Origin of the sequence: Lentilactobacillus buchneri, from assembly GCF_018314255.1 — a bacterium.
Classification (GTDB): domain Bacteria; phylum Bacillota; class Bacilli; order Lactobacillales; family Lactobacillaceae; genus Lentilactobacillus; species Lentilactobacillus buchneri.
The window spans coordinates 2,197,374-2,209,216 of sequence record NZ_CP073066.1 but is presented as its reverse complement, the minus strand read 5'-3'; the positions used below and the strand labels follow the sequence as shown (position 1 = coordinate 2,209,216).

Here is an 11,843-nt window from a genome sequence, read left to right as displayed (position 1 = left end):
ATAAGCAGCTCACAAGCTACCTTCACTCAACGCCCGGTAAAAATCTCACAGCAATGATTTTCTTTCTGAAACCGAAACGTTGGCTACTCTCTTGCTCAACACTTTAATTTAATTTTAATCTTAACTAAATATCTGCTAATCGTCAATACGCTGAGCAACTTTTTTCAAAGCATTTAGTGCATCATCGTAATCAGGCTCATTACCAATTTCCGGAACAATCTGGCGGTAAATAATCTTACCGGTGGCGTCAATAATAAAAATTGTTCGCGCCAACGCACCAAAGTTTGGCAGATAAAGTTTCATTGCGTATCCCAACGAGAGGTTTTCGTCCGACAGCATCTGCAGATTGGCAACTCCCTGAGCAGCGCACCAATTCTTCTGCTGTTCAATCGTATTGTTGGAAACCGTCAAGAACTGGACATCAGGAAACTTATCCGCTTCTTGATTAAACTTGCGGGTTTCAACTGAACAAACCGGGGTATCAATATCCGGAACCGTTGACAGCAGGGTAATTCTGCCAATAATGTCAGCAGTTTTCACCTTATTGCCATCTGCATCCTCAAGTTTAAACTTTGGCAGTTGTTCACCGACTTCGGGTGGATTGCCAAACATACTCTCTTCTTTACCATTGATCGTGATTTTCATAAAAGCACTCCCTTGGTCTAACGACTTTATACATAATGTAGCCTAAACAAACGGAATACGCAAGTCCCCGATCATTAAAGCAGCTCAGCGAAGACGTCCTGGTTTTGGTTTAGGAATTCTTCGCCAGGTTTAATATCGGTAATTTCAATGTTGTCGATTGCTTTTTTCATCAACCCTTCAACATCGATATACTGTTCAAACTTACGTGACTTGGCCAAATCAGGCCGAGTCTTTGGTGCCGGCGGTGTAAAAATCGTACAACAGTCCTCAAATGGCAGAATTGACAGGTCGTAAGTCTTGATCTGCTTGGAAATCTTAATAATCTCCGTTTTGTCCATTGAGACCAGCGGCCGAAGAACCGGCATCGTGGTGACGTCGTTAATTGCCATCATACTCTCTAAAGTCTGTGAGGCAACTTGTCCCAGTGCTTCGCCGGTAAAGACGCCGGTACAATGACGATTTTGAGTAATTTGGGCAGCAATCCGCAGCATCATTCTCCGCTGGATGGTCATCAAATAACCTTCAGGGACCTTTTCCTTGATGGTTTCTTGAATCTCGGTGAACGGTACCTGAATGAACTGAATATTACCCGAGTACTTGCCCAACACTGAGGTTAACTGTTTGGCCTTATTCAGGGCTTGCTCGCCGGTATATGGCGGACTGTAAAAGTGAATCATATCAATTTTGACACCACGTTTCATTGCCAAATACGTGGCAACCGGCGAATCAATTCCACCAGACAGCATCATTGTGGCCCGACCACCGGTACCAACCGGCAACCCGCCGGCACCATGAATCTTTTCTGATGAGAGAAAGGCACCATTCATTCGAATTTCTACTCGAATGGAAATATCGGGGTGTTTGACATCAACCGTGATTCCGGGCACATTTTCGAGAATATAATCGCCTAACTGGTTGTTGATCTGATTGGTATCGTATTCAAAATGTTTATCCTGACGTCGGGTGTTGATTTTGAACGTCGCTCCGTCATGATACTGTTCTTTCACCATTTCAAGGGCGGTCTGCTTGATGATTGCCATATCCTTTTCAAGCCGAACAGAAGGATAGAAATTTTCGATCCCAAAAACACCCTTCAGGCTTTCGATCACCTGCTGGTCATCCTCACCGTTTAAAGCCACATGAAGACGATCCCGTTGCGGTTTGACCTCAAGCTTGGGAAATGGATGGAGAACAGCCCGCACATTCTTGCCAAGCTGCTTAATAAAGTCTTTTTTATTTTTGCCCTTTGTGGACAGTTCGCCGTAACGAACCATAATTTCTGTATAGTGCATAGTTACTCCTAACTTAATTTGTCAAATTCTTCATACAACTGGTCAAATACTTTTACGAATTGTTTGGCTTCATCAAGTGTGTTGTGATCTCCAAGTGAAATTCGAACGGCACTGGTGGCAATATCATCGGGAACCTGCATGGCATTCAACGTGCCGGATTCAGTATGATCCTTTGATGAGCAGGCACTGGTTGTTGAAATGTAAATCCCCTGCTTTTCAAAAGCATGAACGATGGTTTCTCCGCGAACCCCCTTGATTGCAAAACAAAGAATATGCGGGGCAAAAGTATCATCATTCTTAGAAAAAATGGTGACTTTATCAAACTGACTGATGTGATCCATAATCAACTGCTTAATCTGGCGCTCAGTATCAATTGCACTGGGCTCTTTTTCAAGCACCAATCGGATCGCTTTGGCCATGGCAGCAATTCCCGGCAGATTTTCAGTACCGGAACGTTGATTCTTTTCCTGGCCGCCACCGTTCATTAACGGTGCAATTCGACGGCCACGTCGACCATAAATAAAGCCGGTTCCCCGTGGGGCATGGAATTTATGCCCAGAAAATGCTGCAAAGTCAGTTCGGTCATTGAAAATCTGATCCTGAATTCCCTTGCCGAGGCCCTGAACAGCATCGACGTGAAAATGAATTTTCGGGTAGTTCTTCAGCAGTTCGCCCGCTTCTTTGATCGGCTGAATCGTCCCAATTTCATTGTTGACCGCCATAATTGACACCAGCGTTGTATCCGGACGAATTGCCGCTTTCAAATCAGCAATCGAGATCCGCCCCTCATCATCAACCGGTAAATAAGTCACATCATATCCGAGCTGTTTAAGTTGCTCAAAAGAGTTGCGCACTGCTGCATGCTCAACTGAGGTGGTAATCAGATGCTTCCCAAATTCACGTTTTTCAATTGCAGTCCCTTTGATGACCCAATTGTCACCCTCAGTTCCGCCACTCGTAAAGTAGATTTCATCTGGGTGAACGTTTAACAAATCAGCAATCTGTTTTCTGGACTGTTCCAACAGATTAAACGCCTGTTCACCAAAGTTGTGTAAGCTCGATGGGTTGCCCCAAATCTGCTCACTCACTTTGTTATAAGTGTCAAGAACTTCTGGTAAGACTTTTGTGGTGGCACTATTATCAAAATAAATCATTTGAAACCTTCTTCTCTAAATTTATTGGTTCGACTCCAACAAATATAACTCCCACGATGATACACCCAAACTGTGAGTCTCACAAGCATTGTCGCTGGGCAATCAATGATGGAAAACAAAAGGCGAAGCTGTTGGTGAACATTCAGCTTCGTCTCATACGTCATATTATGATTCATCTTCATCGGTTTTTTCTGTCTTTAAATGTTTCTTGGCATTGAAATAATCATCTTTGATCTTGGCAAACATCCCCGACGATTGTTTTTCCAATGCTTTGGAAATGATATTCAAACTCTGCTCATAATCATATTTTTGGTCAAAATACATCTGGGCCGTTTTGCTGGCCGCCGCAATTTCAGAGTTGCTGCCAATAAACCGATTGGCATACTGCATTGTCTGTTCGGCCAAAGCGGCATCATCAATCAACTGGTTGGTCTTTTCATCCAAAGTGTCCATATCCGATTGAATAATTGTTAACTGTTTGGAAATGTCATCGACATCAATCTGCGGCTGATTCATGGCATCGTCCAGGTGATTGATTTCCCTAATGACTGCTGCAAAAGCATCTTGATAATCGTTGGATAGTCCAGGAAGATTGTGATTATCAATTCGCCGTTTGGTATTGCGCATTGCCAAATCAAATTTGGCCAATGCATTTCTGGCTGCCTGCTCTTGCTCTGGCAACTTAACTGTTGCGGAGAATAAATCCTTTTGTTCAGACTCGATCTGACCCAGCTCTTTGATCATGTGAGTTTGGTCGGCGTCAATCGTTGAATAAACAGCCGTCCCATTTTGCATGGCGTTGACTTCATCCTGGTACTTCTTTTCAATGGTGGCAATTTGTTGATCAAATTGATGATTATTCTCAATTTCTTGATGGTTCAAAATATAGCTTTTATTTAATGTTTCAAGCCGCAGCTGCAAGTCGCTGTTCTGTTTACGGACATGTTCGATATATTGGCCGATAATCTTGGTATTCTTCTCGACCTTGGGACGGGCTTGGAATTCTTTGTCGATTGCATCATACAATTTGTCGATCCGGTCGGCAATATCTTGAGTGGCCTTTTCCACTGAATCAACTTCCAAAGTCTTTAACTTATTGGTGTTGACTTTTATCTGATCTGAAATCCCCTTAAGCGTTTCATCGAACTTATCGTTGGGGAAATTATACTGTTTTCCTTTGAGTTCTTTGTAACCACTGGTGATTTCGTCAACCTGCTCAACAAATTCCTTTGAAAGTAGTTGATATAGTTTGGGAATTCGCCCCATATAGGATTCTAATTTGTCAGTCGAATTGTTGAGGTCACTCAACACTTCTTCGGCGCTGTTGGGATCCCCACTCTTGGTAAGTTGCGTAAATTCATCGAAAGTTCCCTCAATGTCCGAGAGCATTTTTTCCAAGCTGTCGATACTCGGGCCAAATGACTCGTTCTTGTTAAGGATGTCCTCTCGCAAGCGTTTGTACTTCTTTTCAAGTTCTTCCAGCGCTAATTTGTGCTGCTTGTTTAAATCATATAGTTGAGCAAGGCCGGCCTGAATTTCTTTTAAGGTGGCGTCGGCGTCGGCGATGGCCTGATTAGCACTCTGCCAGTCACTCTTGGTCTTTAAAAAGTTAATGCCCTTACCGTCTTCTTTGACTGCCGCAATCCCCTCATCAATATTGGGCAGCATTTGGTTCTTGTAGTGCTGATACTTATTGTATAATTGATCATATTTCTTGTGAGATTCACCGGTTAAGTTCATTTTCTTAGCCAGCGCAAACTCATCATCCAACGGAATTTTGTTTAAATCCCGTTTGTTCTCGTAAACATCGGTTGCCATCTTGATTGTTCTTCTTTGGTAGAAAACAAAACCAAGATAACCCGCCCCAACCAACACGATAACTCCAATCAACAAAGTAAGCATTCGATCCCATCCTTCAGAAATAAAGATATATAATTGAACATTATGGTAGTAAAATTGCCCAAAACAATTTAATATGTATGAATAATCAATTAATGTGCTCTAAGTTGAATTATATCATAGTAGGTCCTTTTCACCATATTATTTTTGAAGTGAGGAAAACAATTATGCAAAACGTTACCAATTTAGTGAATCAACAGCTTGATTCACTCTTAGAAAATGAAACAGATTTGATCTCCAACATGGCTAACGCCGCTGCATTGCTCCAAGTCAGCCTCGAAGATATCAACTGGGTCGGCTTTTATCGTTATGTGCCCGCTAACGATGAACTGATCCTCGGCCCCTTCCAGGGAAATGTTGCCTGCATGCACATCAAAAATGGTGATGGTGTCTGCGGAACGGCTCTCAAACAAAAGCATTCACTACGAGTCGCCGACGTTCATCAATTTGCCGGCCACATTGCTTGTGATGCCAATTCCAATTCTGAATTGGTCGTCCCACTGTTTAAAGACGGCAAAGCCCTTGGTGTCTTAGATATTGATTCGCCATCACTCGATCGTTTTTCGAGTGAAGACGAGCAGGTTCTTAACCAGTTTGCCGACATCTTCGTCAAACATGTTGACTTACAGTAGAAATCTTTATAAAATGATGGTTGTGTAAAATAACGCAGCAGTAGACGGTAAGCTCGTCAACATGTTGTTGCCATTCAATTGGTTCTGCAAGTAACTCAATCGGCTGCTTGAGCGAAAGAGCAAAGCAACATGCACGAATACTAAGTCTGCAACGGCTTATTTTACTCCAAAAAAATATTGGAGGATTACTTATGTCAAGATATACAGGTCCAAGTTGGAGAATTTCACGTCGTTTGGGTATCTCTTTGTCAGGTACTGGTAAAGAACTCTCACGTCGTCCTTATGCTCCTGGTGATCACGGTCAAGGCCGTCGTTCAAAACTTTCAGAATATGGTTTGCAATTACACGAAAAGCAAAAGCTTCGTTACATGTACGGACTGACTGAACGTCAATTCAGTAACTTGTTCGTTCGTGCCGGCAAGATCCGTGAAGGTAAGCATGGTGTTAACTTCATGATCTTACTTGAAGAGCGTTTGGATAACATGGTTTATCGTTTAGGTTTGGCCACTACTCGTCGTCAAGCTCGTCAATTAGTAAACCATGGCCACATCACTGTTGATGGCAAACGTGTTGATATTCCATCATATGAAGTTCAACCTGGTCAAGTAATCTCTGTTCGTGAGAAGTCTAAAGACCTCCAAGTTATCAAGGATGCTGTTGAAGCTGTTGTGGGTCGTCCACAATACGTCAGCTTCGATGCAGACAAGCTTGAAGGATCATTGGTTCGTCTTCCACAACGTGAAGAACTTGATGCTGATATTGATGAATCACTGATTGTTGAATACTACAACAAGTTGGGTTAATCATTCAGCGAGCGTTTTGCTTATGCAAAACGCTTTTTTTGTGCCCTCACGATCATGTTATAATTTATAGGATTTGATTTTTAACCATCACAATTTGAGAGGAGGATGAGTATGCAACAACCCCTTGCCTATCGAATGCGACCGACCAAGCTTGAAGAAATTGTCGGCCAGCAGGATTTAGTCGGCCCAGGTAAAATAATCGACCGGATGGTGCGTGCCAAGATGCTGTCGTCAATGATTTTATATGGGCCGCCGGGAACTGGGAAAACCAGCATTGCCAGCGCCATTGCCGGCTCGACCAAATATGCATTTCGAGTTCTCAACGCTGCTACCGACACCAAAAAAGATTTACAGGTTGTCGCCGAGGAAGCCAAGATGAGCGGCACGGTCGTCCTGTTGCTCGATGAAATTCATCGACTCGATAAAACAAAACAAGATTTTCTATTGCCATTACTTGAAAGCGGCTCAATTATTTTAATTGGGGCCACCACTGAGAACCCATACATTAACATCAATCCGGCCATTCGATCGCGAACCCAAATTTTTGAGGTACATCCCCTCACCCCAACTGATATTCAAAAAGCCCTCAATCGCGCGTTAAACGACAAAGAAAAAGGTTTGGGTAATTATCCGGTGTCGATTACCAAAGAAGCGTTAAACTTTTTGGCAACTGCCACTAATGGTGATTTGCGCTCATCGTTAAATGCCTTGGAACTTGCAGTGAAGTCGACACCCAAAAATGATCAGGGAAAAATCGCCGTCACCCAGGCAATCGTCGAGGAATGCCTTCAGCGAAAAGCACTCAATTCCGATAAAAATGGTGATGCCCATTACGACGTCATTTCTGCTTTTCAAAAATCGATTCGCGGCTCGGATACGGATGCAGCCCTACATTATGCCGGCAGATTGATTGAATCCGGTGACTTGGTTTCGATCATGCGGCGATTACTGGTAATTGCCTATGAAGATGTCGGCCTGGCTAATCCAGGAGCATGTCAAAGAACGGTTGCTGCTGTTGACGCTGCGCGTCAACTGGGGCTTCCCGAAGCACGAATTCCACTTGCTAACGCAATCATTGAGCTTTGTTTAAGTCCCAAGTCCAATTCCGCGATGGCCGCAATTGATGGTGCCGTAAGTGACATTCGATCCGGTAACTATGGTGATGTCCCACTGCACCTCAAAGATGCGCATTATCAAGGTGCCAAGAAACTTGGCCGCGGGGTGACCTACAAATACCCCCACGATTTTCCCAACGACTGGGTTAAACAACAATACCTGCCTGATAAAATCAAAAATGCTCAGTATTACCACCCGAAAGAAAACGGTCGAATTGAGGCCGCGTTTAAAGAACAATATGCCAAGCTTAGAAAATCTGCCGGTCATAAATAGCCGGTCATAAATAGTATTGGAGTGTAATAATGATAATTAATATTTTAGTAGCTGTTGCCGTGTTAATTGCCCTATATATTGGCTACTACTTACTTTCCCACCTTCACAAAACCATGTTTAATATTTCAGTTCAAGATGATCCCCGCCTGAAAGGAGCTGCCAAAAACGGCGGCATCATGTTCATCATTTTGGCAGCCTTGGGCGTTCTGGCATTAATCATTCAAAATGATATTCTCATTTTAGTGGTTCTTTTGTGGATGACTGCACATGGTCTGGTTGTTGAATTCGCAATTCTCAACGTCATTAACCATAAACAACGGTAATAGATTTATTCCTTTGTATTTTGCCGAAAGTAAAGTACAATTAAGTTAAACAGATAGAAATGAGGGTGGGCATAATGTTACAACAACAATATAAACAAATTTTGGTCCCAGTTGATGGTTCCTACGAGGCTGAATTAGCTTTTAAAAAAGGTGTAGCAGTTGCGATCCGTAATAATGCATCTCTTCACTTAGTCCACGTTGTTGATACACGTGCATTTCAAAATATTTCAAGTTTTGACACATCAATGGTCGAACAAGTGACCGATACTGCAAAGGAAACTTTGGACAAATACATCGAAGATGCAAAAAAAGCGGGGCTCAACGATGTTGATTACTCAATTGAATATGGTGCACCAAAGACCGTGATTGCCAGAGACATTCCTCAAAACCTCAACATCGACCTCATCATGATTGGTGCAACTGGTTTGAATGCCGTCGAACGACTCTTAATTGGTTCGGTTACCGAATATGTTACCAGAACTGCGGTTTGCGATGTCCTGGTCGTTAGAACTGATTTGGACAATAAGCCGGCAGTTAATCCAAGCAAGCACGTTTAATTTTTCCAATTTCGATCATCAAATTGATTAAAGCAAGCTAAAAAGGCAGTTAAAACAAAAGTCAAATCCTGGTTCTACAATATCTGTTGTTGGTAATAGATTTTTATCTATTACTGATGACAGATTTTTTGTTTATCATTAGAATAAAAAAGCGGACATCTCCCGTCCGTTAACTTGCTCCCACCACAGAATTAAGTCAAGAAAGGAAATGCCCTATGTCAAATGATACTACGAAAATGTTGTTAGGAATAGATGATGAACACTTAATAATTGAGGAAGGACAAGTGGGTGATGATGGAGTGATTCGATTGGTGGGGTCCCTAAACTACACCCCCAAGGCATGCCGCAATTGTGGGATTATCAATGATCACCAAATTATTGGCTATGGTTGGCGGAAGACCACCATTAGATTCGCAAAAACATTGGGCAGCACCGTTATCCTGTGTCTCAATCGGCGAAACTTTCACTGTAAGGCTTGTCATACCAATTTCCTGGCGCAGACGAATGCGGTGCCGAAACACTGCACGATTTCAAATACGACCCGCAAACAATGCTTAGAAAAACTGACCGAACCGGTTTCGCTCAAACACATTGCCGATGAGTTATCCACTTCGGATTCATTCGTTGGTCGGCAGCTCTTGCGCGCTGAACGGGACTTTCAAACCAACTGGCACTATTTACCAAAAGTTCTCCTCATGGACGAAGTTAAAAGCACTAAGAGCGCCACCGACGCGATGAGCTTTGAATTTATGGATGCGGAAACCCACGAATTGATCGACCTGTTACCCTTTAGGACCATCTATCAGCTTCAAAAGTATTTCCAGCATTACGACCAGGCTGCGCGAGAAAATGTGAAAATTATCGTCACCGATATGAACTATACCTATCCCAAATTGGTGGGGCAGATCTTTCCGAACGCCATCGTTGTCATCGATCCGTTCCACTTGGTTAACGCTTTAAATCGAGCTTTTAATAAGACGCGGGTGCGCCTCATGAAAACCCTGGCGACTTCCTCACGCGAGTATCACGCCCTAAAACGCTATTGGAAACTATTATTAACGCCGGAAAATCACCTCAACTACGAAGCTTTCCGTAAGTGGACAAACTTCCCTTATCCAGCGACTGCCACTGATGTGGTTGATGCTTTATTGGACATTGATCCCGAGCTCAAGCAAACTTACAACGTGATGAATCGGTTACGTGAAACCATCAAAAACCGTGATTGGCCCAACTATAATCAAGTATTCCATCACTTAGAGGGCTGCTCGGAAGAGATGTTGGCAACCCTCCAGACCCTAGCGACTCATCATGATGAAATTGGCAATACCTTTACTCACCATTACACCAACGGGCCCTTAGAAGGTTCAAACAACAAGATTAAAGTCATTAAACGCACTGGATTTGGTTACCGAAACTTCTTCAGATTCCGGCTAAGAGTGCTGTTCGCTTTTCGAGTTCATACAAAAAGAGCTCTAATCACCAAGTGATTAGAACTCCAATATTTTGTTCACCAACAACAGTTGACGAAGAACCCAAATCCTTTTGTTTTAACTGCCTTTTTGCAGCTAACATCCTAGCCATCACTTAACAAAGGTCGGATGCCCCTCACTTTTTGCAAGCTCGTTTTTGACCATCTCGACAATATGGGACTGGTTGCGCTTAAGAATTTTCTCAGCCAATTCCGTGTTCCCGCGAAGTTCCGCAATAAACATCGCTGCAAACTGCTTCATAGTGGCCTGGACGACCTATCCTTTGGCATACAGGCATTTTGATTCCAACTCCGCCAGCACGTCCACCTTATAAATCAAATCCTGCTCCGTCAATTCGTGTAAAATTTCATGAATGAGCGGCAGCGCCCGATCATATTTACCCAACTCGGCGTACGCGGCAATAATGTCCACATAGAGGTCAACAATCACGATCATATCGTGCTTGCCGGCCTTTTTGACTTTAGCCAAAATTTTGGCACTGGAATCAATGAACCCTTCGGCGCGATCCAATTTCCCCAGCTTTTGATAAGCCAGACCAATGCCCAAATTGGACCAGGCTTGGTAAAAGGTAAATTCATCAGCGGAATACTGCGTCAATTGAAGATTGAAGTTGAAAATGGCCTCATCAATATCATCATTGATATACAATTCAATGAATCCCCGATAGCAATGATACTTGCCCAACATATATCGGGTATTCAACTTTTTGCAGTCAATCCGACCAATTTGTCTATTAGCGTCGGCATACAAATGATTCCGCATATCGTCTTCAATGTAAGAGAAGACTTTATCACCATATCGCGTATTCTTGGCAACATCGGTAATTTTTAAATCCAGTTTTTGGCAGAGGTTGACCAGAATGTCAACACTGCTGCACGTATTTTGATTTTCGATGGAACTGATGGTTGCTTGGGTACAAATCCCTTCAGCGAGCTGAACTTGGGACATCCCCTTATCTTTTCTTGCCTTTTTGATCAAGGCCCCAGTAATCACCATTGTCATACAACGACTCCCTATAGTTAACATGCTTAACATACAACCTGAGTATCATATTATATTTATAATCGACAATCAAGAAGATTTTTCCTCATTTTTGGTGGGAAATTCCTCATGAAAATCACAAGTGATCAGATGATCATTCACAACGCCAACCGCTTGCAAATAGCTGTACACAGTAATTAAGCCAATCCGTTGGAGGCCCATATTTTTAAAGGCCTTCACAAACTTTTCGGTAAATTTTTGATACATTTTTGGGTCTGGCGCTGCTTTTAGTAAATGATCCAGTGAAACCCCATTAACTGGTCCCCAGGTTGCTTCAACTAACATTTTAGGATTCGGTTGAATGACTTTGGCGTTGGCAATTATCGCACTGACCTTTGCATGATTACGGATAATTCGACGATCTTGACAAAACCGTTCGACATCTGACTGGTCACACTTGGCCAAATAATCCAGGGAAAAGTGGTGAAAGACTTCATCCATTCCCGGTTCAAATTTTAAAATCGTTGAAAAAGACAATCCTGCCTGCATCGTCTCAAGACACAGGGCTTTGAATAGTTTTTGCGGATCCTTTTGTACCCGCCCCCAAATTGTATCGTGATAAACCAATAGTTCAGGGCTGGTAGTTGCCCAAGGGCATCTTTTAACCATCACTACACC

The 11,843-nt window shown here is 42.9% G+C and carries 13 protein-coding genes and 1 other annotated feature (1 of these 14 only partly in view); of the genes, 6 read left to right on the top strand and 7 right to left on the bottom strand.

Annotated elements, in window-relative coordinates; genetic code table 11:
• Positions 1–108: a binding site (T-box leader), on the bottom strand (it extends 101 nt beyond the left edge of the window).
• A gap of 27 nt (positions 109–135) precedes the next feature.
• From tpx to ezrA, 4 genes are all read right to left on the bottom strand, one after another.
• Positions 136–645 (bottom strand): thiol peroxidase, encoded by a 510-nt coding sequence (gene tpx / locus KE627_RS10575; protein WP_013727712.1) that lies wholly within the window; start codon positions 643–645, stop codon positions 136–138.
• Between the two features lie 74 nt (positions 646–719).
• Complete coding sequence (thiI, locus tag KE627_RS10570) at positions 720–1,937, bottom strand: tRNA uracil 4-sulfurtransferase ThiI (RefSeq protein ID WP_014939831.1); 1,218 nt, start codon at positions 1,935–1,937, stop codon at positions 720–722.
• Positions 1,938–1,945: 8 nt separating this feature from the next.
• Positions 1,946–3,091, bottom strand: a complete 1,146-nt coding sequence (locus tag KE627_RS10565) for a cysteine desulfurase family protein (RefSeq protein ID WP_013727710.1) — start codon at positions 3,089–3,091, stop codon at positions 1,946–1,948.
• A gap of 165 nt (positions 3,092–3,256) precedes the next feature.
• Positions 3,257–4,993: a septation ring formation regulator EzrA gene (gene ezrA / locus KE627_RS10560; RefSeq protein WP_056938868.1), complete on the bottom strand. Its 1,737-nt coding sequence runs from the start codon at positions 4,991–4,993 to the stop codon at positions 3,257–3,259.
• Positions 4,994–5,157: 164 nt separating this feature from the next.
• Here ezrA and KE627_RS10555 point away from each other — a divergent pair, with 164 nt between their 5' ends.
• The 6 genes from KE627_RS10555 to KE627_RS10530 all read left to right on the top strand — a co-directional run bounded on the left by KE627_RS10555 (position 5,158) and on the right by KE627_RS10530 (position 10,181).
• Complete coding sequence (locus KE627_RS10555; RefSeq protein ID WP_013727708.1) at positions 5,158–5,622, top strand: GAF domain-containing protein; 465 nt, start codon at positions 5,158–5,160, stop codon at positions 5,620–5,622.
• A gap of 191 nt (positions 5,623–5,813) precedes the next feature.
• Positions 5,814–6,425, top strand: a complete 612-nt coding sequence (rpsD, locus tag KE627_RS10550; protein ID WP_013727707.1) for a 30S ribosomal protein S4 — start codon at positions 5,814–5,816, stop codon at positions 6,423–6,425.
• 111 nt (positions 6,426–6,536) lie between these two features.
• The gene (locus KE627_RS10545) at positions 6,537–7,814 is read left to right on the top strand and encodes a replication-associated recombination protein A (protein WP_056938867.1); all 1,278 of its coding nucleotides are present in this window, start codon (positions 6,537–6,539) and stop codon (positions 7,812–7,814) included.
• A gap of 29 nt (positions 7,815–7,843) precedes the next feature.
• On the top strand, positions 7,844–8,137 hold the full coding sequence (locus KE627_RS10540) for a hypothetical protein (protein WP_013727705.1): 294 nt from the start codon (positions 7,844–7,846) through the stop codon (positions 8,135–8,137).
• Between the two features lie 74 nt (positions 8,138–8,211).
• On the top strand, positions 8,212–8,694 hold the full coding sequence (locus tag KE627_RS10535) for a universal stress protein (protein ID WP_013727704.1): 483 nt from the start codon (positions 8,212–8,214) through the stop codon (positions 8,692–8,694).
• Between the two features lie 215 nt (positions 8,695–8,909).
• The gene (locus tag KE627_RS10530) at positions 8,910–10,181 is read left to right on the top strand and encodes an ISL3 family transposase (RefSeq protein ID WP_035181568.1); all 1,272 of its coding nucleotides are present in this window, start codon (positions 8,910–8,912) and stop codon (positions 10,179–10,181) included.
• 93 nt (positions 10,182–10,274) lie between these two features.
• On the opposite strand, the gene KE627_RS12395 is transcribed toward KE627_RS10530, so the two are convergent.
• From KE627_RS12395 to KE627_RS10520, 3 genes are all read right to left on the bottom strand, one after another.
• On the bottom strand, positions 10,275–10,424 hold the full coding sequence (locus KE627_RS12395; RefSeq protein ID WP_240034480.1) for a hypothetical protein: 150 nt from the start codon (positions 10,422–10,424) through the stop codon (positions 10,275–10,277).
• 15 nt (positions 10,425–10,439) lie between these two features.
• Positions 10,440–11,186: a helix-turn-helix transcriptional regulator gene (locus KE627_RS10525; protein WP_225427187.1), complete on the bottom strand. Its 747-nt coding sequence runs from the start codon at positions 11,184–11,186 to the stop codon at positions 10,440–10,442.
• A gap of 69 nt (positions 11,187–11,255) precedes the next feature.
• The gene (locus KE627_RS10520) at positions 11,256–11,834 is read right to left on the bottom strand and encodes a DNA-3-methyladenine glycosylase I (protein WP_013727702.1); all 579 of its coding nucleotides are present in this window, start codon (positions 11,832–11,834) and stop codon (positions 11,256–11,258) included.
• Positions 11,835–11,843 lie beyond the last annotated feature (9 nt).